Source organism: Mesonia algae, from assembly GCF_003253545.1.
Lineage (GTDB): Bacteria > Bacteroidota > Bacteroidia > Flavobacteriales > Flavobacteriaceae > Mesonia > Mesonia algae.
In genome coordinates this window covers 20,229-46,307 of the sequence record NZ_QKYV01000005.1, presented here as the reverse complement: position 1 = coordinate 46,307, position 26,079 = coordinate 20,229, and the positions used below count along the sequence as shown (strand labels likewise).

At 33.5% G+C, this 26,079-nt stretch carries 25 protein-coding genes; 19 read left to right on the top strand and 6 right to left on the bottom strand.

From position 1 onward, the window contains the following. Positions 1–144: 144 nt before the first annotated feature. On the top strand, positions 145–450 hold the full coding sequence (locus tag LX95_RS09425) for a GNAT family protein (protein ID WP_111541207.1): 306 nt from the start codon (positions 145–147) through the stop codon (positions 448–450). Here LX95_RS09425 and mtaB read toward each other — a convergent pair. Then, positions 447–1,781, bottom strand: coding sequence for a tRNA (N(6)-L-threonylcarbamoyladenosine(37)-C(2))-methylthiotransferase MtaB (gene mtaB / locus LX95_RS09420; protein WP_111541206.1), 1,335 nt, complete (start codon positions 1,779–1,781; stop codon positions 447–449). The two genes, LX95_RS09425 and mtaB, sit on opposite strands and share 4 nt — an antisense overlap. 106 nt (positions 1,782–1,887) lie before the next feature. Here mtaB and LX95_RS09415 point away from each other — a divergent pair, with 106 nt between their 5' ends. The 3 genes from LX95_RS09415 to LX95_RS09405 are packed head-to-tail and all read left to right on the top strand — an operon-like array spanning position 1,888 to position 4,704. Next, complete coding sequence (locus LX95_RS09415; protein ID WP_245924757.1) at positions 1,888–3,504, top strand: ABC transporter substrate-binding protein; 1,617 nt, start codon at positions 1,888–1,890, stop codon at positions 3,502–3,504. Positions 3,505–3,548: 44 nt separating this feature from the next. Further along, entirely contained in the window at positions 3,549–4,343 is a 795-nt protein-coding gene (locus tag LX95_RS09410) for a HipA family kinase (protein WP_111541205.1), read from the top strand. Then, positions 4,321–4,704, top strand: coding sequence for a DUF3037 domain-containing protein (locus LX95_RS09405; RefSeq protein WP_111541204.1), 384 nt, complete (start codon positions 4,321–4,323; stop codon positions 4,702–4,704). Before LX95_RS09410 ends, LX95_RS09405 begins: the two co-directional genes overlap by 23 nt. 97 nt (positions 4,705–4,801) lie before the next feature. Here the strand turns inward: LX95_RS09405 and mltG are convergent, their stop codons facing one another. The 3 genes from mltG to dapF are packed head-to-tail and all read right to left on the bottom strand — an operon-like array spanning position 4,802 to position 7,141. Then, positions 4,802–5,845 (bottom strand): endolytic transglycosylase MltG, encoded by a 1,044-nt coding sequence (gene mltG / locus LX95_RS09400; protein ID WP_111541203.1) that lies wholly within the window; start codon positions 5,843–5,845, stop codon positions 4,802–4,804. Continuing rightward, positions 5,835–6,368, bottom strand: a complete 534-nt coding sequence (locus tag LX95_RS09395) for a GNAT family N-acetyltransferase (protein ID WP_111541202.1) — start codon at positions 6,366–6,368, stop codon at positions 5,835–5,837. Before LX95_RS09395 ends, mltG begins: the two co-directional genes overlap by 11 nt. Further along, a complete protein-coding gene (gene dapF / locus LX95_RS09390; RefSeq protein WP_111541201.1) occupies positions 6,362–7,141 on the bottom strand; it encodes a diaminopimelate epimerase in 780 nt (259 codons plus the stop codon). The genes LX95_RS09395 and dapF overlap by 7 nt, the downstream gene beginning before the upstream one ends. Positions 7,142–7,265: 124 nt before the next feature. Between dapF and LX95_RS09385 the strand changes: the two genes are divergently transcribed. The 6 genes from LX95_RS09385 (at position 7,266) to LX95_RS09360 (ending at position 14,577) form a co-directional block, all read left to right on the top strand. Beyond that, complete coding sequence (locus LX95_RS09385; RefSeq protein ID WP_111541200.1) at positions 7,266–8,681, top strand: S1C family serine protease; 1,416 nt, start codon at positions 7,266–7,268, stop codon at positions 8,679–8,681. 128 nt (positions 8,682–8,809) lie between these two features. Then, a complete protein-coding gene (locus LX95_RS09380; protein ID WP_111541199.1) occupies positions 8,810–10,255 on the top strand; it encodes a glyceraldehyde-3-phosphate dehydrogenase in 1,446 nt (481 codons plus the stop codon). A gap of 162 nt (positions 10,256–10,417) precedes the next feature. Continuing rightward, a complete protein-coding gene (locus LX95_RS09375; protein ID WP_111541198.1) occupies positions 10,418–11,008 on the top strand; it encodes a hypothetical protein in 591 nt (196 codons plus the stop codon). Positions 11,009–11,025: 17 nt separating this feature from the next. Next, positions 11,026–11,703, top strand: coding sequence for a tRNA (guanosine(37)-N1)-methyltransferase TrmD (trmD, locus tag LX95_RS09370; protein WP_111541197.1), 678 nt, complete (start codon positions 11,026–11,028; stop codon positions 11,701–11,703). Between the two features lie 113 nt (positions 11,704–11,816). Further along, complete coding sequence (rplS, locus tag LX95_RS09365; RefSeq protein ID WP_111541196.1) at positions 11,817–12,173, top strand: 50S ribosomal protein L19; 357 nt, start codon at positions 11,817–11,819, stop codon at positions 12,171–12,173. A 181-nt stretch (positions 12,174–12,354) separates the two neighbouring features. Continuing rightward, complete coding sequence (locus LX95_RS09360) at positions 12,355–14,577, top strand: NADP-dependent isocitrate dehydrogenase (protein ID WP_111541195.1); 2,223 nt, start codon at positions 12,355–12,357, stop codon at positions 14,575–14,577. Between the two features lie 154 nt (positions 14,578–14,731). Here the strand turns inward: LX95_RS09360 and LX95_RS09355 are convergent, their stop codons facing one another. Continuing rightward, a complete protein-coding gene (locus LX95_RS09355) occupies positions 14,732–14,983 on the bottom strand; it encodes a type B 50S ribosomal protein L31 (protein WP_111541194.1) in 252 nt (83 codons plus the stop codon). Between the two features lie 171 nt (positions 14,984–15,154). On the opposite strand from LX95_RS09355, the gene LX95_RS09350 reads away from it, so the two are divergent. Genes LX95_RS09350 through LX95_RS09320 form a run of 7 tightly spaced genes read left to right on the top strand, consistent with a single transcriptional unit; the run spans position 15,155 to position 21,792 of the window. Next, on the top strand, positions 15,155–15,688 hold the full coding sequence (locus LX95_RS09350; RefSeq protein WP_111541193.1) for a DUF4199 domain-containing protein: 534 nt from the start codon (positions 15,155–15,157) through the stop codon (positions 15,686–15,688). 12 nt (positions 15,689–15,700) lie between these two features. Then, positions 15,701–16,654, top strand: coding sequence for a glycosyltransferase family 2 protein (locus LX95_RS09345; protein WP_111541192.1), 954 nt, complete (start codon positions 15,701–15,703; stop codon positions 16,652–16,654). Between the two features lie 53 nt (positions 16,655–16,707). Then, positions 16,708–18,420, top strand: a complete 1,713-nt coding sequence (locus LX95_RS09340) for a phospho-sugar mutase (RefSeq protein WP_111541191.1) — start codon at positions 16,708–16,710, stop codon at positions 18,418–18,420. A 12-nt stretch (positions 18,421–18,432) separates the two neighbouring features. Continuing rightward, positions 18,433–20,262: an ABC transporter ATP-binding protein gene (locus LX95_RS09335; protein ID WP_111541190.1), complete on the top strand. Its 1,830-nt coding sequence runs from the start codon at positions 18,433–18,435 to the stop codon at positions 20,260–20,262. Between the two features lie 10 nt (positions 20,263–20,272). Then, positions 20,273–20,836: an RNA polymerase sigma factor gene (locus tag LX95_RS09330; RefSeq protein WP_111541189.1), complete on the top strand. Its 564-nt coding sequence runs from the start codon at positions 20,273–20,275 to the stop codon at positions 20,834–20,836. An 18-nt stretch (positions 20,837–20,854) separates the two neighbouring features. Further along, positions 20,855–21,367, top strand: a complete 513-nt coding sequence (locus LX95_RS09325; RefSeq protein ID WP_111541188.1) for a hypothetical protein — start codon at positions 20,855–20,857, stop codon at positions 21,365–21,367. Beyond that, positions 21,364–21,792 (top strand): hypothetical protein, encoded by a 429-nt coding sequence (locus LX95_RS09320; RefSeq protein ID WP_111541187.1) that lies wholly within the window; start codon positions 21,364–21,366, stop codon positions 21,790–21,792. Before LX95_RS09325 ends, LX95_RS09320 begins: the two co-directional genes overlap by 4 nt. 31 nt (positions 21,793–21,823) lie before the next feature. On the opposite strand, the gene LX95_RS09315 is transcribed toward LX95_RS09320, so the two are convergent. Then, on the bottom strand, positions 21,824–22,903 hold the full coding sequence (locus LX95_RS09315; protein ID WP_111541186.1) for a sialidase family protein: 1,080 nt from the start codon (positions 22,901–22,903) through the stop codon (positions 21,824–21,826). A gap of 75 nt (positions 22,904–22,978) precedes the next feature. On the opposite strand from LX95_RS09315, the gene LX95_RS09310 reads away from it, so the two are divergent. Both LX95_RS09310 and LX95_RS09305 read left to right on the top strand, forming a co-directional pair. Next, positions 22,979–24,190 carry an RsmB/NOP family class I SAM-dependent RNA methyltransferase gene (locus LX95_RS09310; RefSeq protein ID WP_111541185.1) on the top strand — a complete coding sequence of 404 codons (1,212 nt, stop codon included), beginning with the start codon at positions 22,979–22,981 and terminating at the stop codon, positions 24,188–24,190. A gap of 8 nt (positions 24,191–24,198) precedes the next feature. Further along, positions 24,199–26,079, top strand: a complete 1,881-nt coding sequence (locus LX95_RS09305; RefSeq protein WP_111541184.1) for an endonuclease — start codon at positions 24,199–24,201, stop codon at positions 26,077–26,079.

The following is a 26,079-nucleotide window of genomic DNA, read 5'->3' as shown; positions in this document are numbered from 1 at the left end:
AACAGTAACCTATTAAAATATACAGTAAATTTACTAGGTAAAAATATTTTATAAAAATGGTTTTACCTCATATAAAAGGTTAAAACTAAAGCAATTTTATTTTTACTCTACTTCATTTAAACCTGTATCCTAAATTAAACCATTATGGAAGATGACACCATCGAACTTAAAGACAATGAATTTCTAAGACAGTTTGAAACTAATATTGAAAATGAATTGATTAAACTCGAATATTCCTCACAAGAAAGAAAAATTTTTCTCTCTAAGCTCACCATTTCAGAAGAAAGGAGAAATGACGGTACACTAGAAAAATTCTTAACTGCAATTTTCGATTATATATTAGATAAAGGCAGAATAAGAATTGTACCTACAGGTAAAGATGTGGCTAAATTTTTTAGAGCCAACAAATCTAAATACAGCGATCTGCTTCCTATAGGAATGAATATCTAAGCTGTTATTTTTTCTGAAGCAAAATTAAAGCGAACCAATCCATCTTCATCAATTTCAGATAAGGTAACTTGATGAAGTGTATTGACATAAGAGGGATCCCAAGGCATCTTTACTTTTACATAGTTTTCTGTAAAACCGTGGATGTAACCTTCTTTATTTTCCCCTTCAAAAAGAACTTCTAATGTATTCCCTAACTGACTTTCGTAAAAAGCACGACGCTTTTTAGCCGAAAGACCTCTAAGCATTTTACTTCTTTTCTTTCTGACTTTTAATGGCACTGCTCCTTCCATTTCTGCAGCTGGGGTATTGTCCCTTTCTGAATAAGTAAATACATGTAAATAAGAAATATCAAGCTCATTTAAAAAATTGTAAGTTTCTAGGAAAAGTTCATCTGTCTCTCCAGGAAAGCCTACAATAACATCTACTCCAATACACGCATTTGGCATTACTCGCTTAATTTGAGTTACGCGATCTACATACAAGCCACTCATATAACGACGCTTCATCTTTTTTAATAGAGTATCGCTACCACTTTGTAACGGAATATGAAAATGCGGAACAAACGTATTGCTTTGCGCCACAAAATCTATAGTTTCATTTTTTAAAAGATTGGGTTCTATAGAAGAAATACGTAAACGTTCAATTCCATTTACCTCATCTAAGGCCTTTACTAAATCTAAAAAAGTGTGCTCATGGCGCTTATTACCAAATTCTCCTTTTCCATAATCACCAATATTTACACCTGTGAGAACAATTTCCTTTATATTTTGTTCTGAAATTTCTTTAGCATTTTTTAATACATTTTCTAAGGTATCACTCCTAGAAATACCTCTTGCTAAAGGTATCGTACAATATGTACATTTATAATCGCAACCATCCTGTACTTTTAGAAAAGCTCGAGTACGATCTCCTATACTGTAAGAACCTACATAAAAATCGGCTTCCTCGATTTCGCAAGAATGAACCTCCCCCATGTCATTTTTAGAGAGATCATTAAGGTAATCGGTGATTTTAAATTTTTCGGTAGCTCCAAGAACTAAATCTACCCCATTCACATCGGCCAGTTCTTCTGGTTTTAGTTGTGCATAACAGCCTATAGCAATTACAAAAGCATCACTATTTACTTTCTGCGCTTGCTTAACGATCGTCTTAAATCGCTTGTCTGCATTTTCGGTTACACTGCACGTATTTATTACGTAAATATCGGCTTCTTCATTAAACTCCACTCTAGAAAATCCTTCATTTTCAAAAGATCTAGCAATCGTAGAAGTTTCAGAAAAATTTAATTTACACCCTAGGGTATAAAAAGCGACTTTTTTATTTTCGTGCATCATAAGCTCTTTCGTATTCTTTTAGTAATATTGTGTGATACTAAAGAAGTAGTTTATTTTTCCTTAAAGGGCTGCAAATATACGACCTTAAACTGTTATACTCAAATTGAATAGATCCCCACTTGTTTTAAAAATCGACTCTCTGGCATTATTACTTTTACCATTGCTTTTCTATGCTTGTGGAAACACTTCTACTGATCAAAATGATCATCTAGTTTTTAGATATAATGAACACGCTAATATTACTTCTTTAGATCCTGCTTTTGCAAAGGATCAACGTAATATTTGGGCTTGCAATCAACTATACAATAGTTTAATTCAATTAGATGACCAACTGAATACACAACCCGACATTGCTAAATCCTGGCAAGTTTCAAAAGACGCAAAAACCTACACTTTTGTACTAAGAGACGATGTTTTTTTCCACGAAAGTGAAATTTTCGGAAAACAAAAGACAAGAAAAGTAAAGGCTAAAGATGTAGTTTACAGTCTTACTAGGTTAACCGATACTAAAATTGCATCTCCCGGAAGTTGGGTCATGCAACAAGTAAAAAATATCTCTGCTAAAAATGATTCGGTTGTAGTTATTGAATTAAATCAAGCTTTTCCTGCTTTTTTAGGTTTGCTCTCTATGAAATATACCAGCATTGTCCCGATGGAGATGGAAAATTCAGATTTTCGAGAAAACCCTATCGGTACGGGTGCTTTTCATTTTAAACGCTGGGAAGCCAATGAAAAACTAGTATTTAGAAAAAATGACCTTTATTTTGAAAAGGATAAAAACGGAAAGCAACTCCCCTACCTAGAAGCTGTTGCTATCACATTTTTACCTGATAAACAGAGTGAATTTCTTCAATTTGCACAAGGAAAGATAGATTTTCTTAGCGGATTAGATCCGTCGTATAAAGATGAATTGCTAAACGCCAAAGGAGAATTGCAAGCGAACTACGAAGAGCGTATTCAAATGCTAAGAGCACCTTATTTAAATACTGAATATCTAGGCATATACTTAGACCACCCTTCCTCGGAAATCAAATCAAAAAAAATTAGACAAGCCATAAATTATGGGTTTGACAGAAATACCATGATCACCTACCTAAGAAACGGTATTGGCACACCGGCTTCTGGGGGTTTTATCCCTAAAGGTTTACCTGGGTTCTCAGATGCTAGCTATTACGAATACAATCCGCGTAAAGCGAAAAAACTTATTGAAGATTACAAAATTGAAACGGGTAATCAAAACCCCAAAATAAGTATTAGTACTAACGCTTCTTATTTAGATTTGTGTGAGTATATACAACGTGAATTACAAAAAGTAGGATTGCAAGTTGAAATAGATGTTATGCCACCTTCTACACTTAGACAACAACGATCTGCTGGAAAATTAGCTTCTTTTCGTGCCAGTTGGATAGCAGATTATCCTGATGCCGAAAATTATCTATCTCTGTTTTACAGTGAAAATTTTTCTCCTCAAGGTCCAAATTACACTCATTTCTCTTCTAAAAAATATGATAGCTTATACGAGCAATCCTTAAATTTAGGAGATTTAAAACAAAGAATTCCTCTATATCAAGAAATGGATTCTCTAATTATGACGAATGCCGCTGTAGTACCATTGTATTATGATGAAGTGATTAGGTTCACTCAAAACAATGTAAACGGTTTAGGTATTAACCCGATTAATTTATTAGATTTAAAACGGGTAAAGAAAGCAAAAAATTAAAATGAAATCTTAACTATGTATTTTTACACACAAACGAACCAAAAATGAGTTTTAAAGCAGATTTAAGAACTGTAAATGTAACCCGTTACATCACTCCTCTTAGAGAAGGAGGTTCTTTACCTGCGGTTGCAGATGCAGATGATGGTTTTAAATATGTCATAAAGTTTAGAGGTGCAGGTCACGGTGTTAAAGCTTTAATAGCCGATTTAATTGGTGCAGAGGTGGCTAGAGTATTAGGATTTAAAGTACCAGAGTTAGTATTTGCTCAACTAGATGAAGCCTTTGGAAGAACAGAAGCCGATGAAGAAATACAGGATTTACTTAAGGGTAGTCAAGGATTAAATTTGGGGTTGCATTTTCTTTCGAGTGCCATTAATTTTGATCCTGTAGTAACTCAAGTGGAGAACAAGTTAGCCTCTAAAATTGTGTGGCTAGATGCTTTTCTCACCAATATTGATCGTACGTTTAGAAATACAAATATGCTAATTTGGAATAAAGAAGTATGGCTTATCGACCACGGAGCTGCTTTGTATTTTCATCATTCTTGGACCAATTGGGAGAAGACTGCTCAAACTCCATTTCCGTTTATTAAAGATCATGTTTTATTACCACAAGCCAGCGATCTAACCACAGTTGATGTAGAATTTAAAAAAATTCTAACTTCAGATGTACTCCAAAAAATAGTAAATCTTATTCCTTTAGAATGGTTGGACTGGGAAGGGTATACAGAAACTCCGGAAGAAATTAGAACCGTGTATTTTAATTTTCTGCACACACGTTTAAATTATTCAAATTTATTTATAAAAGAAGCACAGCATGCAAGGGAAGCACTTATATGAATATACAATTGTTCGAATTGTTCCTAAAGTAGAACGGGAGGAGTTTTTTAATGTGGGCGTTATATTATATGCTAAACAGTCTAAGTTTATTGATATGCAATATCATTTAGACACTAAAAAATTAAAAGCTTTTTGTCCAGAATTGGATGCAGAGCAAATTGAAAGAAACCTTGCTGCATTTAAATCTATTAGTTTAGGAGAAAAAGATGGAGGTCGCATTGCCGAAATGGATATCGCTTCTCGTTTTAGATGGCTTACAGCTACACGAAGTTCTGTAATACAAACTTCTAAAACACATCCTGGTTTTAGTGATTCTCTAACAGAAACGATGACTTGTCTTTTTAATGAATTGGTATTATGAGTTTTTTGCGTTAGGGATTGTAACGAAAATCCTTTTTCTTTTTTCAGAAAAAGATTGTAGTGAAAAGCCCGACCCGATAGGGAAACGCCCCAGAAAATTACCTATTAATTCCCATTTTGTTAATCCAACGTACGTAAGCTTGTCTGTTATTATTGTGCTGCCTTAAAGTTTTAGCGAACATATGGTAGCCTGGGTTTTCTGGATTGGCTACAAAATAATAGTAGTCGTGCTTTTCGAAATTAAGTACTGCATTGATTGATGATATATCGGGCATAGCAATAGGTCCTGGAGGCAGTTCTTTATACTTATAAGTATTATAAGGCGATTCGATTTCTAAGTCTTTGTACAAAACACGCTTAATAACGGTATCAAAATCCTTACTTTCTTTCTTTATAGCATAAATAACAGTAGGATCGGCATCTAATTTCCAACCGTTTAGATAGCGGTTCATATAAACCCCAGCGACTCTTTTACGCTCGTCTACTTTGGCTGTTTCTTTTTGAACAATAGAAGCTACCACGCTTACTTCTTGCGGAGTTAAATTTGCTTTTTTTGCTTGTTGTAAACGAGACTCAGTCCAAAAACGATGATACTCCTTTAACATTCTTTCTCTAAACGCTTCCGCGGAAGTATTCCAATACAATTCATATTGATTAGGAATATACATACTTAGCGCATTCTCTAGATTGAAGTCATTCTTCTTTAAAAAAACCTCATCTTTCATCGAATTGAGTAAAGAGATGCTATCGGCTTCTATTTGCTGTGCCACTCTTCCTGCAAGATCTTCTATACGTTCTTGATTATTAAAGATGACTGAAACAGGCTCGTTTTTACTTCTAAGTGTATTAATGATTTCATTGTTATTCATTCCTTGTTTAAGAATAAATCTCCCCGATTTAAGATTGGTAGCATAACCTTTTCTTTTAGCAACTTGATCAAAGTCATTTATATCTTTTACCAAGGGTTGAATTTGCTTTAATAACTCCTTATAATTAGTGTCACTCGCCACATAAACTGACGCTTCTTCACTTTCAAATTGAGTATTAGGAGAAAAAATAGTGTTATAAATTACATAGCTAAATATTCCGACAGCTACAATTCCTAACAAAGCAATAGTTAGTAATATCTTTTTAATATACATGTTTGATTAATTGGTATAATATTTCGTTTTTATATTCTCCTTGAGTAAGCACCCAATCTTTTTTAACTCCCGCTTGAATATACCCTGCTTTTTCAAAAAGTTTTTTACTCGCAGTATTATCTTCAGGAATATTGGCATACAATTGATGAACTTTTAAATGTGTAAAGGCATAATTAGCGAGCAATTGTAAACTCTCTAAAGCGTATCCTTTATTGCGCATGGTTGTAGATGCAATAACAATCCCTACTCCGACTCTACGATGAGAAGGGTTAAAGTCAAATAAATCTATGAATCCTAAAGCGGTAGAGCTTTCTTGTGAAACAATTGCTAATCGTAATTGTTTGGTTTCATAAATATCTAAATGACTGTTTTCTAAATATTTTTTAAGTATAAATCTAGAAAAGGGTACTTGTGTAGAACTTACTTCCCATAAGTGCTCATCATTTTCAACTTTTTCAAGAAAAAGAAGGTCTTCTGGCTCTAAAGCTCTTAAATAAATATGTTCTCCTTTTAATGTTAGCATGGTATAAAACCTTCAAAAACATATTGAGCTGGTCCCGTAAGCCATACGTTTGTATAATTACCTTCACTTTCGTCAAAACTTACAGAGAGACTTCCGCCTTGAGCTACAATAGCGATCTTATGATCTAAAATTAACTTTGAGCGATGTGCTGCAATGGCAACAGCGGTTACTCCTGTGCCGCAGGATAAAGTTTCATCTTCCACTCCTCTTTCGTACGTTCTTACCTGTAAATAATCTTCTTGTGGTGTCACAAAATTTACATTTACACCTTCCTCTTTATAAGTTTCGTTATAACGGATTTTTGCTCCCTCCTCTTTGACGTGCAATTGATCAACATTTTCTACAAAACTAATGTGATGTGGAGATCCCGTATTTAAAAAATAAGTATCATCAACGTTCTTTATTTCATATACATCTTGCATTTGTAGACTTACTAGATGTCTATCTATACTTGCGTGATGTTTTCCATCTATGGCAGTAAATGTAGCCTTGTCTTCTATAATTTCTAAAAATTGAGCAAATTTCACCAAACATCTTCCTCCATTACCGCACATTGTACTTTCGTTTCCATCAGAATTAAAATATACCATTTTAAAATCATCCTCGGCATCTTCAGAATGTTCTAAAAGTATCAATCCGTCTGCTCCTATGCCAAACTTTCTGTCACATAAAAACGCTATAAGTTTGGTATCATTTTTGAAAAGTTTTTCTCGGTTATCAATCATGATAAAATCATTACCAGTTCCTTGATATTTATAAAATTTTAGCGTCATTTTTTCGTTTTATAAAAAACAAAGATACAATTTACTTACGAAGAAAAACACGTTAAAATCACGTTAACCAAAGAAGAAATAGAAAGTGAATCTTTTAATTTTAATCTTAAAAATTTAAATCTCTATGAAAAAAATTCTAAGCTTAGTAATGGTATCTGTTCTTGGCGGTGCTATCACTTTAGGAACATACAAACTGTTTTTGGAAGAGGAAAATCAACAAATGATAACCTCGGCCCCAACCCAACAAACAGCAACTAGCTTTGTTAATCATTCCGATTACGGAAAAAAATTTAACAGTGCAGATGTAGACTTTACTGAAGCTGCCGATAAAACAGTACACGCCGTTGTACACGTTAAAAATGTTGCTATAGGACGCTCCCCTAGTAGTATTGCAGAATATATGGAATACATGCGAACAGGAAGAGCAAGCGGACAAACACAACGCGCTATACAAGGGGCAGGATCTGGAGTCATTATTACTGAAGACGGCTATATTGTAACCAACAACCATGTCATTAAAGGAGCTTCAGAAATTGAAGTAACGCTTAATAATAACTTAACTTATAAAGCTGAAGTTATAGGCACCGATGAAAGTGCAGATATTGCTCTAATAAAAATTAATGAAGATGGTTTAGATTACCTCCCATTTGGCGATAGTAATTATGTTAAAACAGGAGAATGGGTACTTGCGGTAGGTAATCCTTTTAATTTAACTTCTACAGTAACTGCTGGTATTGTAAGTGCTAAAGGAAGAGACCTTAATCAAGGAGACCAACGTATGCAATCTTTTATACAAACCGATGCTGCAATTAACCCAGGAAACAGCGGTGGAGCTTTAGTAAATATTAATGGTGAACTTATCGGAATTAATACTGCCATCACTTCTCAAACTGGAAGTTATATTGGTTATGGTTTTGCCGTACCTAGCAACAATGCAAGAAAAATTATTGAAGACCTCCTAGAGTTTGGGGATGTACAACAAGCTATTTTGGGGATTACAGGAGGAACCTTAAATCCTGAAGCTGCCAAACAAAATAATCTAAGTATTTCTCAAGGAGTTTATATAAGTTCTACCGATGACGGTGCTAAAAAAGCAGGACTTAAAGAAGGGGATTTGATAACAAATATAGACGGAATTAGAGTGAGGAAATTAGAAGACCTTACTTCTTACATACAAACTAAACGCCCTAATGATGAAGTACAAATTAATTATTTACGTGATGGAAGTGAGAAAATCAGCAAGGTTAAATTAACGAAGTTTGAAACGTTTGCTATTGAAGCTGCGGGAATTGAAATTACAAATGCAGAAGATGCTTTTTTAGCTCAGTTTAACTCTAATACAGGAGTTAGAATCTATAGACCTTTATCTGATAAAATAGAAATTCCGGTTAACGAATTTATCATTACAAAAATAAATGATCAAATAGTTAATAATGTAGAAGATGTAAAGAAAGTTTTTAAAAACAAAAGTAAAAATCAAGCGGTCAAACTAACCTTTAAAAACAAACGAGGTCACGAAGAAAGTTATATTTTTAGGTAATAAGTTATTTTCATACACTAATAAAAAATCCTCTTATAGAATTCTGTAAGAGGATTTTCATTTTTTAAGGTATAAATATGTTTTAAATAATTATTTTTGCACGACCTTAAATCTTAACACAACAAATAATGAGTCAAAACGAAACTTACGAAAAAGAACTTGCTTTTCAAGCAGATAGAAGGAAAGCTACGGTAGAGTTTATTAAAACCGTAAATGATTTATGGTATGATAAAGCGATAGAGCTTGTTCTTTTTAAAAACCAATTGATAGATAAGAGTGTTAGTGAAATTCTTAACCTTCATGAATATGCAGGAGAATTTGTTCAAAAACCTATTTCTATCTTCGATTCTGTAGAAATTGCACAAGCAATTAAGACTATTGATCTTCCACCTGCAAAATTAGATATTGGAAAGTTAACTTACGAATATCAAAAAGAAGCTGAAAACTATAACAATGCTACAGCTTTTGTAAACGGAAAGTTAGGAGAAGCTAAAAACTATGAGAATATAGAGCCTAAAGATGTGGTTTTATATGGTTTTGGAAGAATTGGTAGATTATTGGCTCGTGAGTTAATGTCTAAAACTGGTAAAGGAAGTCAGCTTCGCTTAAGAGCTATTGTAGTTAGAGGAAGTGTAGATGAGACTGTTTTAGAAAAAAGAGCTTCTCTTTTAAGAAGTGATTCTGTTCACGGAGATTTCTTAGGTACCGTTTCTTATAACGTAGAAAAAAGTGCCTTAATTATTAATGGAACCACGGTACATATTATTTCTGCTAACCAACCAGAAGATATTGATTATACAGCCTACGGAATTAACGACGCCCTTATTATTGATAATACCGGTGCATTTAGAGACGACGTGGCATTAAAAAGACACTTAACAAAAGGAGCAAGTAAAGTTTTATTGACTGCTCCAGGGAAAGGTGTTCCTAATATTGTACACGGAGTTAATCAAAAAGAGCATAACCCAGATGAAGTTTCAATCTTTTCTGCTGCTTCTTGTACTACAAATGCTATTACTCCAGTTTTAAAAGCCATTGAAGATTCATTAGGTGTAGAACATGGACATTTGGAAACTATCCACGCATATACTAATGACCAGAACTTGGTGGATAATATGCACAAAAAATATAGAAGAGGTCGTGCTGCCGCATTAAATATGGTAATAACCGAAACTGGTGCTGGAAAAGCAGTGGCTAAAGCATTACCTGTTTTAGAAGGAAAACTAACTTCTAACGCTATTAGAGTTCCTGTTCCTAATGGATCTTTAGCGATTCTTAACTTAAACGTTAAAAAAGAAGTTACCTTAGAAGAACTAAATGATATTTTAAAGAAGTATGCCTTAGAAGGTGATTTAGTTGAACAAATAAAATACTCTGTAGATAATGAATTAGTATCATCAGATATTGTGGGATCTTCTGCTCCTTCAATCTACGACAGTAATGCTACTATAGTTACTGAAGATGGTAAAAATATTATCCTTTATATTTGGTATGATAACGAGTATGGTTACAGTCATCAAGTTATAAGACTAGCAAAATACATTGCTAAAGTAAGAAGATTTACTTACTACTAGTAGTTATAAAAAATTCTTCAAACCTACTGTTTTCGCAGTAGGTTTTTTAATTCTATAAAGCTACATTTAATTAGTATATTTGTCGCTTCAAAATTGTATCGCATATCATACAATAAGTAATTATTCTAAGACGTTGTGCTTACAAACTATAAAAACCTTGAAATGAAAAAATCGCTATCTAGCCTTATTCTTTTTTTATTCCTTTGCGGAAGTATCTTTGCGCAAGAAGATTCTCAAAATACCGATAATTCAATTAACGCTCAATTTACAGAGCTTATTGAAGATGCCAATAACTACCAAGAATACAAAGTCGTAAAACACAACAGCCTTCTTCAATTGCAAAAAAATACGGTTAACGAAATTGAGGGCCTTAATAAAACCATTCAGTCTTCAAGCGACACCATACAAAACCAAAGAAAAGAAGTTGCTCAACTTCAACAAAAGCTAAATCAGACTAAAGAAGATTTAGAAAATGTAACTCAGGAAAAGGATGACATTAGCTTTTTAGGGATGGCTACCGATAAAGGCACGTATCAAACTACCATGTGGGTGATTATTCTAGCTCTTGTTTTAATACTTTTATTCTTTATTTATAAGTTTAAAAACAGTAATGTCTTAACCAAAGAAGCTAGGAAGAATTTAGCCGAAAATGAAGCTGAATTTGAAGAATATCGTAAAACTGCCTTAGAAAAGCAGCAAAAATTAGGAAGAATGCTTCAAGACGAAAAGAATAAACAAGCTAATAAAAGCTAAGAAATTAATCCTTACTTATGCGTATTGATATCATCACGGTCGTTCCCGATATTCTTAAAAGTCCGTTTGAAGCTTCTATCTTAAAACGTTCAATAGAAAAAGGACTTGTAGAGGTTCAACTACATAATTTAAGAGATTATGTAACCGATAATTACAAGCAAATTGATGATTATCAATTTGGCGGTGGCGCAGGAATGGTCATGATGATCGAACCTATTGATAAATGCATTTCTGATTTAAAATCAAAACGAGATTATGACGAGGTCATTTATATGACTCCAGACGGGGAGACGCTTAATCAAAGTATAGCCAATCAACTTTCTCTAAAAGGAAATATTATCATTCTTTGCGGACATTATAAAGGTGTCGATCAACGTGTACGAGATCATTTCATAACTAGAGAAATTTCTGTAGGAGATTATGTGCTTTCTGGAGGAGAATTAGGAGCGGCTATTTTATGTGACGCCGTAATTCGCCTCATCCCAGGAGTGCTAGGTAATGAAACTTCAGCCTTAACAGATTCTTTTCAGGATGATTTGTTAGCTCCTCCTATTTACACCAGACCGGCAGACTATAAAGGATGGAAAGTACCTGAAATTTTAACCAGCGGAAATTTTCCTAAAATTGAAGCTTGGAGAGAAGAAAAAGCTTACCAAAGAACACAAGAAAAAAGACCAGACTTGTTAAAAGAATAAATTAATAAACTTGTTGGTTTAAAAATAAATATTATTTTTGCACTCGCTTCTAAATCAACCTCTGGCGAAAATCGCGAACGTTGTTTTAGTTTTACTTAAACACTATAGAAAATATGGAATCGTTAATTAAATTTGTACAAGACGAATTCGTTACAAAAAAAGAATTCCCAAAATTTGGTGCCGGAGATACAATTACTGTATACTACGAAATTAAAGAGGGTCAAAAAACTCGTACGCAGTTTTTTAGAGGAGTAGTAATTCAAATGAAAGGTACAGGATCATCTCAAACTTTCACGATTCGCAAGATGAGTGGAACTGTTGGTGTAGAGCGTATCTTCCCACTTAACTTACCTGCTCTTCAAAAAGTAGAGATCAATAAAAGAGGTAAAGTTCGTAGAGCTAGAATTTACTACTTTAGAGAACTTACTGGTAAAAAAGCAAGAATTAAAGAGCGTCGCTTAAAGCAATAAGCTTTTTAATCTTAATAAAAAAAGTCTTCCATAATGGGAGACTTTTTTTATTAACAATATTCTAATAGCATACCACTTTCACTAAGAGCGCTAATTCCTTATATTTGTGAAAAATTACATAAAAAGCAGTTTTTAGCTTTTATCTATTACTAAAATTAACTTCTAACACAAACAAATAACCATGGCAGACCAACCCAAAATTATTTATACAAAAACTGATGAAGCTCCTTTTTTAGCAACTCATTCTTTGTTACCAATTATAGAATCTTACACCAAATCTTCTGGAATAAACATTCAAACTAAAGATATTTCTTTAGCAGGAAGGATTTTAGCGGTTTTCCCTGAAGTACTTACTGAAGAACAAAAAGTACCAGATGCGTTAGCTGAATTAGGTGAATTAGCAAAAACCCCTGAAGCTAACATCATTAAATTACCAAATATTAGTGCTTCAATTCCACAATTAAAAGAAGCTATTAAAGAATTACAATCTCAAGGATACAATTTACCAGATTATCCAGCTGAAGCTTCAAATAAAGAAGAAGAAGTTATAAAGAAAAAATATGATAGCGTTAAAGGAAGCGCTGTTAACCCAGTATTAAGAGAAGGAAATTCCGATCGTAGAGCTCCAAAAGCGGTAAAAAACTACGCTAAGAAAAACCCTCACCGTATGGGGAAATGGAGCGCAGACTCAAAGTCTCATGTTTCCACTATGCAAAGCGGAGATTTTAAAGCTAATGAAAAATCGGTTACCATTAATAAAGAAGGAGATGTAAAAATTCAGTTGGTTGGTACTGACGGAAACACTTCTGTATTAAAAGAAAAAACTCACGTATTAGAAGGAGAAGTAATAGATGGAACTTTTATGAGCAAAAAAGCTCTTTTAAAGTTTTTAAAAGAGCAAATTACAGAAGCTAAAGAACAAGGCGTACTTTTCTCTCTTCATATGAAAGCGACCATGATGAAGGTCTCTGACCCTATTATTTTTGGTCATGCGGTAGAAGCATTCTTTAGCGACGTTTTTGAAAAATATGCTACCGAATTAAAAGAAGCTGGAGCTGATGCTACTAGCGGATTGGGATCTGTATTAAATGCTATCAATAATCTTCCTGAAGACAAAAAACAAGCAATTGAAGCAGATATTCAGAGAGATTTAGAAAATGGTCCCGATATGGCTATGGTTAATTCTGACAAAGGAATTACCAACCTTCACGTACCAAGTGATGTAATTATTGATGCTTCCATGCCCGCTATGATTAGAACATCTGGTCAAATGTGGAATAAAAATAATGAAACTCAAGACACAAAAGCCGTAATTCCTGATAGTAGTTACGCACCTTTATATGATGCAACCATAGAGTTCTGTAAAAAGAATGGCGCTTTTGACCCTACCACCATGGGAACAGTCCCCAATGTTGGGCTAATGGCTCAAAAGGCCGAAGAATATGGTTCTCACGATAAAACTTTTGAAATTCCTAGAGACGGAAAAGTTCAAGTAATAGATGCAGACGGAACAGTTCTTATTGAACACACTGTAGAAGCGGGAGACATTTGGAGAATGTGTCAAGTTAAAGACGCTCCAATTCAAGATTGGGTAAAGCTTGCTGTTAACCGAGCTAAAGATACAGGATGGCCTGCTATTTTTTGGTTAGATAAAGAAAGAGCTCACGACGCTGAATTAATCAAAAAAGTAAACACCTACTTAAAAGATCATGATACCGAAGGTTTAGACATACAAATTATGTCTACTGCAGATGCTACCACATATACTTTGAAAAGAGTAAAAGCTGGTGAAAATACAATATCAGTTACTGGTAATGTTTTACGTGATTATTTAACAGACCTTTTCCCAATTTTAGAATTAGGTACAAGCGCAAAAATGCTATCTATTGTTCCTCTAATGAATGGCGGAGGTTTATTTGAAACCGGAGCTGGAGGCTCTGCTCCTAAGCACGTTGAACAATTTACAGAAGAAGGTCATTTACGTTGGGATTCTTTAGGTGAATTTTTAGCGCTCGCAGTTTCTTTAGAACACTTAGGTAAAAAATACAATAACACCAAAGCATTGATTTTAGCAGATGCACTTGATGAAGCTACAGATAAGTTTTTAGACACCAATAAATCTCCATCTCGTAAAGTAAATGAATTAGATAATCGCGGTAGCCACTTTTATCTAGCGATGTACTGGGCAGAAGCTCTTGCCAATCAAGATAAAGACAATGATTTAAAAACTGAATTCTCTCAAATAGCCAAAGCTATGAAAGACAATGAAGAAAAAATCATATCCGAATTAAATGCAGCTCAAGGGAGCCCTGTAAATATTGAGGGATATTACAATCCTAATGAGGCACTTGTTTATAAAGAAATGAGAGCTAGTGAAACTTTAAATAAGATTATCAATAAATAATCTCAATCACCATTCTTAACAAAAAAGCCTGCAATTAACATTGCAGGCTTTTTTATTATAAATATAAACCTATAAAACATATTAAAGTCAGAGGAAACAGAAAAAGCCTTCAAATAAATTTGAAGGCTTTTTATATATCAAAATAAGTAAAGAATTACTTCTTAAACTTAGCGTATTTGTTTTTAAACTTGTCAATACGACCAGCTGAATCGATTAACTTCGTCTTACCAGTATAAAACGGGTGAGAAGTTCTAGAGATTTCTAACTTCACCAAAGGATATTCAGTTCCTTCTACGTCGATTGTTTCTTTTGTATTTACGGTAGACTTTGTTAAAAAAATCTCGTCGTTAGACATATCTTTAAAAGCTACAAGTCTATAATTTTCTGGATGGATTCCTTGTTTCATCTTCTTAATCTTTAAATCTTATGATTTTTTCGAGGTGCAAATTTAAACAATTCTTAGAATAAAACAATCTTTTTCTAAAAATTATTCCTACAAATATAAACTTTTCATCAAGACTATGTAACCTTTTTCTATATTTGTGTACTAACCAATCAGAAACTTAAAAGAACAACCATGGAAAACTCTCCTTCAATTAAACCCATAGCCTATAATTATGGCGGAAGCTTAGCTTTAATAGGTATATTAATGTTAGTCATTGTATACGTATTCAATATAAACCCTGATAGCACTGGTAATTATATTATAAGTGTTGTCAGCATCCTACTTAATATTGCAATTTTTATGTATGCAATTAAAGAATTTAAAAAGAAAAATAACGGATTTCTTAGCTTATCACAAGCATTAAAAGTTGGTTTAGCCGTAGCAGCTATTGGAGGAATTATCGTAGGCATATATGCATATTTTCATTATTCGTACATTTATCCAGAATTCATAGATTTAATGGGTGAGCAACAACGAATGAGTATGATTGAAAGTGGGCAGGTGACTGATGCCCAAATAGAGCAAAGTATGGAAATGACAAGTTTCACTCGTTCAGCTGGTTTTTTAACAACAATGACTCTTGTTTCTTCTTTATTTTTCGGATTTATAATCTCTCTAATTGTTGGTTTAATTATGAAAAGAAAAAATCCTGCCTTAGAAGGATAAACAATTTATTTTATGCAAATTTCTATCGTTATTCCCCTTTTAAACGAGCAAGAATCTATTCCCGAGTTATACCGTTGGATCACTTCTGTAATGAAAACCAACCAATATAGTTATGAGGTAATTTTTATAGATGATGGCAGTAGCGATAGTTCGTGGCAAGAAATTCAGAATATAGTCGCTAAAGATGAGCATATAAAAGCCATACAGTTTTTAAAAAATTACGGTAAATCACAAGCTTTACACGCAGGTTTTGAAATGGTTCAAGGAGAAGTGATCATTACCATGGATGCCGACCTGCAAGACAATCCTGAAGAAATTCCAGAGTTATTTGAGCTTATAAAAAATGAAAACTTTGATATTATCTCTGGCTGGAAAAAGAAACGCTATGATGATGTTTTAACTAAAAACATTCCATCTAAACTATTTAATGCAGCTGCTAGAAAAGTTTCAGGCGTTAAACTACACGATTTTAACTGTGGCTTAAAAGCTTATAAAAAAGAGGTGGTTAAAAATATCGATGTCTACGGGGAAATGCATCGGTATATTCCGCTTTTAGCTAAAAATGCAGGTTTCTCTAAAATTGATGAAAAAGTAGTAAAACACCAAGCTAGAAAATATGGCTCGACTAAATTTGGAGCCGAACGCTTTGTTCATGGTTTTCTAGATCTTATCTCTATTTGGTTTTTATCAAAATTTGGAAAAAGACCCATGCATTTATTTGGCGCTTGGGGAGTCATTATGTTTGCTATTGGCTTTATAACCGCTATTTGGGTTGGCGCTTCTAAGCTTTACAAACTCTGGCATCATATTCCAGATATTTTAGTTACTCAAAATCCTTGGTTCTATATCGCGTTAACCGTGATGGTTTTAGGAACATTACTTTTTATTGCTGGATTTCTGGGAGAACTTATCCTACGAACTCAAAAAAATCCGCAACGTTACAAAATCAGTAAAATACTTAAATAAGTACTCGCTTCAGTAATATTCTTTACTTTTGCACTCTATAATTATCTAATCTTATGGAAGAAATACTATCTAAAGCCAAAAATTGGTTATCAGACACTTTTGATACCCACACAAGACAGCAAACTCAACATCTAATAGAAAACGATGCAAAAGAATTAAAAGATAGCTTCTATAAGAACTTAGCTTTTGGCACAGGCGGTATGCGCGGTATAATGGGCGTAGGCACCAATAGAATTAACAAATACACCTTAGGAAAAAACACTCAAGGGATTTCTAGTTACCTTAAAAAACAATTCCCTAATGAACAACTACAAGTAGCGATTGCTTACGATTGTAGACATAATAGTAAAGAACTGGCGCAAATCGTAGCAAATGTGTTTTCGGCTAACGGTATTAAAGTCTTTTTATTTTCAGACCTAAGACCTACGCCAGAACTTTCTTTTGCAGTAAAACATCTTAATTGCCAATGCGGCATTGTACTTACCGCTAGTCACAATCCGCCCGAGTATAATGGCTACAAAGTGTATTGGAAAGACGGCGGACAGCTAGTTCCTCCTCAGGACGAAGAAATTATTCAGGAGATTGAAAATTTAGAATATCAGCACATAAATTTTGAAGCAAAAAAAGAACTCATTCAGTTTATTGATAAAGATGTAGATGAAGCATTTATTACAGCATCGATAAAAAATGGTAGTTTTAACGCTTCCGCGGAAGCAAAATCGGCATTAAAAATTGTTTTCACTTCTCTTCACGGTACTTCTATAACCTTAATTCCAGAAGTATTAAAACGTGCAGGTTATACCAATGTAAAAGTAGTTGAAGAACAAGCCGAACCAAACGGAGACTTCCCAACGGTGAAATCTCCTAACCCAGAAGAGCCCGAAGCTTTAAAACTGGCCTTAGAGTTAGCCGATAAGGAACAAGCTGACATTGTTATTGGTACAGATCCTGATAGTGATAGATTAGGAATCGCTGTAAGAAACCAAGAAGGCAAGATGATTTTACTTAACGGAAATCAAGCCATGGTTTTAATGACCGATTTTCTTTTAAAAGAGCAAAAGAAGAAAGGTTTTAATGATGGAAACTTTATAGCTTCTACCATTGTTTCTACTCCTATGATGCTGCAACTTGCCCAATATTATGGCGTTGAATGTAAATTAGGATTAACTGGTTTTAAGTGGATTGCTAAAATGATAAAAGATTTCCCTAACCAAAATTTTATCGGCGGCGGGGAAGAGAGTTTTGGTTTTATGGTAGGTGATTTTGTGCGAGATAAAGATGCGGTTACCTCTACCCTACTTATTTGTGAAATTGCAGCTGAAGCTAAAAGCAATAAAAGCTCGGTTTACGAACAGCTGTTGCAATTATATAAAACACACGGTGTTTACCAAGAACGACTTATTTCTTTAGTTAAAAAAGGAATTGAAGGCGCTCAAGAAATTGAAAACATGCTTAAAAAACTTCGATCAGAAACTCCTACCCATTTTGGTGAGGTTGCTGTAAAAAGAGTTGAAGATTATCAAATCTCTGAGGCGCAAGAATTACTAACCAATGAGAAAACAATCTTAGAGATTCCAAAATCTAACGTTCTTATTTATCACTTAGAAGACGGCACCCAGATCGCCGCTAGACCAAGTGGTACAGAACCTAAGATAAAATTTTATGTTAGTGCAAACGCTAAATTAGAAGACCTACAAGATTACGATAAGGTAAAAAGCGATTTAGATCAAAAAATAGATGCCGCTTTATCTTATTTCAATTTTTAACAAAATTATTTAATGAGTTATTTTAAAAAAGTACTTCAGTTTGCCAAGCCCTACAAGCGCTACGCTATCCTGAATATTATTTGTAATATTTTTTACGCTCTTTTTAGCACCTTATCATTTTTAGCATTTATCCCAATGTTACAAGTACTTTTTCAAGAAGAAGATCCTATTCTTGAAAAACCTGTTTGGGATGGAAACCTATCGGGCTTGAAAGATTTTGCCGGAGATTATGCCAATTTTTTCTTAAACCAAAGGGTTGAAGAATACGGACAAATATCTGCATTAATTACCATTTGCGCTTTAGTTGTAATATTGTTTTTTCTTAAAAACTTCTTTAATTACCTAGCTATGTATTTTATTGCTTCCTTAAGAAATGGTATGCTAAAAGACATTAGAAACAAAATTTATGAAAAAATAACAGAGCTTCCTATTTCTTTCTTTTCTGAAAAGAAAAAAGGAGATGTCATTTCAAGAATTACAAGTGATGTGCAAGAAATACAATCTTCTTTTTTAAGCATGCTAGAGATGTTTATTAAAGAACCTTTAACTATTATTTTTACACTTTCTTCAATGTTGATACTTAGCGTAAAGCTAACAGTGTTTGTATTGATTTTCTTACCCATTTCTGGACTTATAATCTCTAGTATTGGTAAAAAATTAAAATCGAAATCGAATAAAGCTCAGCAAGAAAATGCTAATTTTCTTTCTATTGTAGAAGAAACCCTATCCAGTTTAAAAATTATTAAGGGATTTAATGCAGAAAGAAAGTTTAGAAATAAATTTGAAGAAAGTACAGGAAGGTTAAACAACATACTAAACTCTTTATTACATCGTCAAAATTTAGCTTCACCTATGAGTGAATTTTTAGGTGTTTTAGTGATTACTATTATTTTATGGTTTGGAGGAAACATGGTTTTAATTGATGAAACTATGGACGCTTCAACATTTATAGGATTCTTAGTTCTAACCTACAATATTTTAACTCCAGCGAAAGCAATTTCAAAAGCTACTTATAGTATACAAAAAGGAAATGCTAGTGCAGAACGTATTCATCATATCATAGAAACAGAAACTACTGTAAAAGAACACGTTCAAGCGATTAAAAAAGAAGATTTTGAAAAAGAGATCTCTATCAAGAATATCTCATTTGGTTATGAAGAAGAATATGTTCTTAAAGATTTTTCTTTGAATGTAAAAAAAGGAGAAACCGTTGCTTTAGTGGGACAATCTGGTAGTGGTAAATCTACTATTGCTAATTTAGTGACTCGTTTTTACGATGTAAATGAAGGAAGTATACAAGTGGACGGCGTAGACATAAAAGAACTTTCTAAAGCATCTTTACGTAGCTTAACAGGTTTAGTTACTCAAGATTCTATTCTTTTTAATGATACTGTTAGAAACAATATTGCATTAGGTAAAGATAATGCCACCGAGGATGAAATTATCGATGCATTAAAAATTGCCAATGCCTGGGAATTTGTTTCAGAGTTACCGAATGGATTAGACACCAATGTGGGTGATGGCGGAGGAAAACTAAGTGGCGGACAGCAACAACGTTTATCAATCGCTCGAGCTGTACTTAAAAATCCGCCGATAATGATTTTGGACGAAGCAACTTCTGCATTAGATACTGAAAGTGAGCAGTTGGTACAGAAAGCTTTAGAAAACATGATGAAGAATAGAACTTCTATTGTTATTGCTCACCGACTTTCTACCATTCAAAACGCAGATCATATTGTGGTAATGAGAAAAGGTAAAATCATAGAGCAAGGAAAACATCATGAACTTTTAGCAATCAATGGTGCATATAAAGGTTTAGTTGATATGCAGTCTTTAGAATAAGTGATTTTATATGCTTACAGATAAGGAGAGAGAAATTGTAAAAAAACTGAAGGAGAATAAAAATCCTGATGCCGCTTTTCAAGAACTTGTAAATTTATACAAGGAGCCTCTTTATTGGCATATTAGGAATATACTAAAAAACCATGAAGATACTCACGACGTGCTTCAAAATACATTTATAAAGGTCTTTAAGTATATTAAAAACTTTAAAGAAGAAAGTAAATTATACAGTTGGATGTATCGTATTGCTACCAATGAATCTATTACTTTCTTAAATAAAAAAGCTAAAAAGCTAAATATTTCTAACCAAGAATTACAAGATCACCTTCTTACCAATTTAGAAAGCGACACCTATTTTGAAGGTGATAAAATACAGCTCGCCCTGCAAAGAGCTATCGCCCAACTACCAGAAAAGCAAAAGCAAGTCTTTAATATGAAGTATTTTCAAGATTTAAAATATAAAGAGATTGCAGAGATTCTAGAGATAAGTGAAGGTGCTTTAAAATCTAATTATCATCATGCTGTAAAAAAAATTAAAATTTTTTTACAGCATGATCAAACCTTAATAGATTAAAAGAGTCTAAATTAGAGAATGAGCAAAAAGAAGCACATATTAAAACATAAAACAGGATTTAAAACTCCAGAGAATTACTTTGAAGATTTTCAAGTGAATATGCCCTCATTCCGTGAAGAGATAGAGATTGAAAACAAAAGTATAGATTCAGGGTTTAAAGTTCCGCAAAATTATTTTGAAAACTTTAAAGTAGAATTACCTCAAGAAAACAAGAAAGGAAAAGTTATTTCGTTATTTAGCGTTAAAACTATTTCTAAAGTATCAGCCATTGCTGCCATTTTCCTTATCGGATTTTTTGTTTTTAAAAGTCAATTCGCTATAAATCAATTTTCAAACGAAGTAGACATTAATCCAATAGCTCTAGAAGAACAACTAGAGAAAGATTATTTTGACATTGAATTCAGAGATTTTGATGTCTCCCTTAACGGAAATAATACCGTAGATGAAAAGGAACTGAAAAGTATAGATGAAGATGCTATCTTAGATTACCTTTCAGAAAATGCAGAACTAATCACATTAATTGAAGAATGAAAAAAATAATATACATAGCCTTTATTTTTCTTTTTTCGTCTCAGCTCATTTCAGCACAAGATAATGATGACGAAAAAATAAAAGCGCTTAAAATATCGCACATTACTAAGGCACTAGATCTTTCTCAAAAAGAAGCGGAAAGCTTTTGGCCTATTTATAATCAGTTTGAGGAAAAAACCGATAAGCTCTATGAAGCAAAATGGTGTGATGTAAAAAACGGAATTGATTTAATTGAAGAAATAGATGAAGCAACAGCTAAAACTTTAATTGAGCAATACGTAAGCCTTAAAAAAGAAAGTGCAGACCTTAAAGGGGAGTTTGTTGAAAAATTACATCAAGTAATATCTTATAAAAAAATATTGATGTTAAAAAAGGCAGAGAGGGATTTTCATAGAATTCTTCTAGAACAATATAAAAAGGATTAAAGATTCATAATTTTTGGTTAGTGTTAATTCGTTAATGGCTCAAGACTTCTTGTTTTGGGCCATTTTCTATAAAAACTAATTTTACAATTCTTCCTTTTCCAGCAGCATAAGCGGTATAATCATTTAAAAAACTTATTGTATAAAATGGTTCATCGCTTAATTGCTTCCAGCTTCTACCATAATCTGAAGAATAAGATATTCCCGTAAATCCTACAGCAACAATCTCTCTGGCGTTACTATTAGGAACAAACTTAATGCAGCTTTTATAACTTGGTTCTTCACCTTCAGCAATTATTTTCCAAGTTTTTCCTCCGTCCTTAGTAATAGCTTTATTTTGTTGTTTTCCATCTGGGTTAGTATAATCGCCACCTATAACAATACCTGTACTTTCATTGTAAAAATCAATACTATAAATTCCTGTAGTTGATTTGCCTGAAATTATTGGAGTTTCATACACCTCCCACGACTCTCCCATATTTTCAGAAAAATAGATTCGAGAGGTTTTACCTCCAGTTGCTATCCAAACTTTATCCTCTATAATAGAAATATTAGTATTGCTTGCTGCAAAAGCTGCTTCTCCTTCAATTATTGAAGGTAATTTTTCACAAGGGACTTTTTCCCAGTTCTCACCACCATCTTTCGTTATTAAAATTGAAATACAATCCTTAGTGGGATCTCCCATTGCTATTCCGTTAAGGTCGTCATAAAAAGCCATGGCATCATAAAATACTTTCTCTCCTTCCTCTTTATAGCTAAGTTTTCGCTTCCCAAAATAATTTACTTTATACAATAAGGCGGGATTTCCGGCAGACAGTATATAATCTGCTTCTTTAGTTCTAGAAATAGCCCTAAACTCTAAGTCTTTGGCTTCTTCAACTTGACCAATATATGCCACCGAATTATCTGCAGTATTTAAATAACCAAATTCACCTCCAGAAGCCCCATAAAAAATGTGATTTTCACATACGTGTAAAGCCCTAATACTCTCTGGTCTTTTTAAAATGGTTTCTATTTTTACAGCATTAAAATCTTTTAAAGAGTTATCATTTTGCGATACATTAACGCATCCCCAAAAAAGAAATAAAAACAAAATAGAAATTAGGCACTTCATGAAATAGATTTAAATTCAAATATAACATTAATCCCCCATAAAATTCATTAACTTTGCGCGCTAAATTTTTTATACATGCGTTTACACAGAAATCTTGTCTTTGCGGTAGTTGATACATTAAACTATATATTTAATGAAGGAAAATATGCCGATAAAGAAATATCAAAAGCTTTAAAAAGAGATAAACGCTGGGGTGCTAGAGATCGTGGTTTTATTGCTGAAACAGTTTACGACATTGTACGTTGGAAAAGACTTTATGCTGAAATAGCCGAAGTAAAAGAACCTTTTTCTAGAGCTAACTTGTTTAGACTCTTTGCTGTTTGGGCCACACTTAAGGGAATTCAGCTTCCAGATTGGAAACAATTAGAAGAAACTCCTACTCGAAGAATTAAAGGAAGATTTGATGAACTTTCTAAGATAAGAAAATACAGAGAATCTATTCCAGATTGGATGGATGAGCTCGGAGTTCAAGAATTAGGTGAACAAAAATGGACTAAAGAGATCGCTGCTTTAAATCATACTGCTCCTGTAGTGTTAAGGACTAACACCTTAAAAACAACACCAAAAAAATTGATAGATAGTTTATTTTCTGAAACTGTTGAAACTCATTCCTTAAAAAAATATCCTTCTGCGATTCAATTAGATGAGCGTGCAAATGTATTTTCTACCACTACATTTAAAGATGGGTTATTTGAAGTACAAGATGCATCTTCTCAATTAGTAGCACCATTTTTAAAAGTAGAACCAGGAATGCGAGTGGTAGATACTTGTGCTGGTGCTGGAGGAAAATCTTTGCATTTAGCTTCCTTAATGGAAAACAAAGGAGCAATTATTGCTTTAGATATTTACGGAAATAAACTAAAAGAACTAAAACGAAGAGCTAAACGTGCTGGAGCTCACAATATTGAAACACGGGAGATAGACAGTACGAAAGTGATTAAAAAATTATATAACTCTGCCGACAGAGTTCTTATCGATGCTCCATGTAGCGGATTAGGGGTTTTAAGTAGAAATCCAGATGCTAAATGGAAGCTTCAACCAGAATTTTTAGATAAGATTAGAAAGACGCAGCAAGAAATTTTAAATCAATATTCTAAAATTTTAAAGAAAGGTGGTAAAATGGTATACGCCACTTGTTCTATTCTACCATCAGAGAATCAAAATCAGGTAAAAAACTTTTTAGCTTCAGAAGCTGGACAAGAATTTTCACTTGAAGATGAAAAAATAGTCTTAAGTCACGAATCTGGCTACGATGGTTTTTATATGGCGCGATTAATTAAAAATTAAAATAAGAAATGAAAAAAATTACTTTATTAGGTTGTCTACTTGCAACTCTATTTACTTTCGCACAAGCCCCTGCTGGTTATTATAATAGTGCGCAAGGTTTAAGTGGTTACACTTTAAAGTCAGAATTAAGAGACATTATTACCAGTGGTCACAATTCTCAAAGTTATGGTGATTTATGGACGGGGTACAGCTCTTCAGATATAGACAATTATTATGAAAATGATGGTACAATTTTAGATATTTATTCTGAAAACCCATCAGGAACAGACACTTACACTTTTACTCTAGGTTCTGATCAATGTGGAAATTATTCTGGAGAAGGATCTTGTTATAACCGTGAGCATTTAATGCCTCAAAGCTGGTTTAACTCTGCTTCTCCTATGAAATCTGATATTCACCACGTGTACCCTACAGATGGTTATGTAAACGGACAAAGAGGACACCTTCCTTTTGGTGAAGTAAATAGTGCTTCTTACACGTCTAACAACGGATCTAAAAAAGGAAGTAATGTATATTCACACCCAAATGCTTATAACGGGACTGTTTTTGAACCTATAGATGAGTTTAAAGGTGATGTTGCTAGAGTTTATTTTTACATGGCTACAAGATACCAAAATCAAATTGGTGGATGGGAGTCTGTAAACGACGGAAGTCAAAATACATTAGATGGAAGTTCAGATCAAGTATTTGAAGACTGGATGTTAGAAATGCTTATCCAGTGGCACAATAACGATCCTGTTTCTCAAAAAGAAATCGATCGTAACAATGCTGCATATAGTTTTCAAGGAAACAGAAACCCGTATATTGACAATCCATCTTGGGTTGCCGTAATTTGGAATCCTAATCCAGACACTCAAGCTCCAACTGCTCCAACAAATTTAGTTGCAACCAATACCACTTTTTCTTCTGTAGATTTAGATTGGAATGCTGCTACAGATGATGTAGGTGTGGTTTCTTATGAAGTAGAACAAGACGGTGTAGTAGTTAAAAATGTAACTACTCTACAAACTACTATTTCAGGATTATCTCCACAAACCAATTACTCTTTCGCTGTAAAAGCATTAGATGCTTATGGAAATATATCAGCGTTAAGCAACACGGTTAACGTCACAACACTAGCTGCCCCTACCATTATTTTTAGTGAAGATTTTGAAGGTTGTAATTCTGTTCTTTTCAATGCGATTTCAGAGCTAAGTGATTTAGATTGGGAATGTTCACCTCAATATGGAGAAAATAACACAGGGAGCTTTCAAATGAACGGTTTTTCTCAAGGACAAGTTCCTAGCACAGATTGGCTTATCACCTACAACGCTATAGATTTTGATTTGTATCAAGACGAAAAATTGAGATTCTTTACTGCAGCTGCATATGGAGACTCAGAGCTTCAGCTTTTATATTCAACTGATTATGATGGAAGCGCAACTCCTTCTAATTTTACGTGGCAACCTGTTCCTAATGTAAATATCGCTTTACATTCTGATGGATCTGGTACAATTGAAGAAAACATTTATTCTAATATTGATATTAGCTCTATATCTGGTTCTGTTTATATAGCTTTCAAATATGATACTTCTAACGGAGATGATGCAACTCGATGGACGGTAGATAGCTTCGAAATTACTGGTGAAGACAATTTAAGGATTAACACCAAAGAATTAGATTTTAGTTTTTATCCTAACCCAGTTAAAGGAAATAACCTAAATGTTCAAATGAATAATAATGTTGATTTTTCATATGAAATCTATGACCTTAACGGAAGATTGATTCAGCAAGCTCAACAAGTTTCTACTTCTAGTATTAATGTGAGTAGCATTAGCAATGGCTTATATTTATTAAAGCTTACCTCGGAAGGAAAAACAGCTACAAAAAAATTAGTGATCAATCATTAA

Excerpts from the sequence above, each read along its gene's own strand:
- LX95_RS09385 (WP_111541200.1), top strand. The coding sequence starts at position 7,266 with ATGAAAAAAATTCTAAGCTTAGTAATGGTATCTGTTCTTGGCGGTGCT.
- LX95_RS09405 (WP_111541204.1), top strand. The coding sequence starts at position 4,321 with ATGCAAGGGAAGCACTTATATGAATATACAATTGTTCGAATTGTTCCT.
- LX95_RS09355 (WP_111541194.1), bottom strand. The coding sequence starts at position 14,983 with ATGAAACAAGGAATCCATCCAGAAAATTATAGACTTGTAGCTTTTAAA.
- LX95_RS09425 (WP_111541207.1), top strand. The coding sequence starts at position 145 with ATGGAAGATGACACCATCGAACTTAAAGACAATGAATTTCTAAGACAG.
- LX95_RS09410 (WP_111541205.1), top strand. The coding sequence starts at position 3,549 with ATGAGTTTTAAAGCAGATTTAAGAACTGTAAATGTAACCCGTTACATC.
- LX95_RS09305 (WP_111541184.1), top strand. The coding sequence starts at position 24,199 with ATGAAAAAAATTACTTTATTAGGTTGTCTACTTGCAACTCTATTTACT.
- LX95_RS09330 (WP_111541189.1), top strand. The coding sequence starts at position 20,273 with ATGCTTACAGATAAGGAGAGAGAAATTGTAAAAAAACTGAAGGAGAAT.
- LX95_RS09360 (WP_111541195.1), top strand. The coding sequence starts at position 12,355 with ATGGCAGACCAACCCAAAATTATTTATACAAAAACTGATGAAGCTCCT.
- rplS (WP_111541196.1), top strand. The coding sequence starts at position 11,817 with ATGGAATCGTTAATTAAATTTGTACAAGACGAATTCGTTACAAAAAAA.
- LX95_RS09315 (WP_111541186.1), bottom strand. The coding sequence starts at position 22,903 with ATGAAGTGCCTAATTTCTATTTTGTTTTTATTTCTTTTTTGGGGATGC.
- LX95_RS09375 (WP_111541198.1), top strand. The coding sequence starts at position 10,418 with ATGAAAAAATCGCTATCTAGCCTTATTCTTTTTTTATTCCTTTGCGGA.
- LX95_RS09320 (WP_111541187.1), top strand. The coding sequence starts at position 21,364 with ATGAAAAAAATAATATACATAGCCTTTATTTTTCTTTTTTCGTCTCAG.
- LX95_RS09350 (WP_111541193.1), top strand. The coding sequence starts at position 15,155 with ATGGAAAACTCTCCTTCAATTAAACCCATAGCCTATAATTATGGCGGA.
- LX95_RS09345 (WP_111541192.1), top strand. The coding sequence starts at position 15,701 with ATGCAAATTTCTATCGTTATTCCCCTTTTAAACGAGCAAGAATCTATT.
- LX95_RS09395 (WP_111541202.1), bottom strand. The coding sequence starts at position 6,368 with ATGCTAACATTAAAAGGAGAACATATTTATTTAAGAGCTTTAGAGCCA.
- trmD (WP_111541197.1), top strand. The coding sequence starts at position 11,026 with ATGCGTATTGATATCATCACGGTCGTTCCCGATATTCTTAAAAGTCCG.
- mltG (WP_111541203.1), bottom strand. The coding sequence starts at position 5,845 with ATGTATATTAAAAAGATATTACTAACTATTGCTTTGTTAGGAATTGTA.
- LX95_RS09335 (WP_111541190.1), top strand. The coding sequence starts at position 18,433 with ATGAGTTATTTTAAAAAAGTACTTCAGTTTGCCAAGCCCTACAAGCGC.
- mtaB (WP_111541206.1), bottom strand. The coding sequence starts at position 1,781 with ATGCACGAAAATAAAAAAGTCGCTTTTTATACCCTAGGGTGTAAATTA.
- dapF (WP_111541201.1), bottom strand. The coding sequence starts at position 7,141 with ATGACGCTAAAATTTTATAAATATCAAGGAACTGGTAATGATTTTATC.
- LX95_RS09310 (WP_111541185.1), top strand. The coding sequence starts at position 22,979 with ATGCGTTTACACAGAAATCTTGTCTTTGCGGTAGTTGATACATTAAAC.
- LX95_RS09380 (WP_111541199.1), top strand. The coding sequence starts at position 8,810 with ATGAGTCAAAACGAAACTTACGAAAAAGAACTTGCTTTTCAAGCAGAT.
- LX95_RS09325 (WP_111541188.1), top strand. The coding sequence starts at position 20,855 with ATGAGCAAAAAGAAGCACATATTAAAACATAAAACAGGATTTAAAACT.
- LX95_RS09340 (WP_111541191.1), top strand. The coding sequence starts at position 16,708 with ATGGAAGAAATACTATCTAAAGCCAAAAATTGGTTATCAGACACTTTT.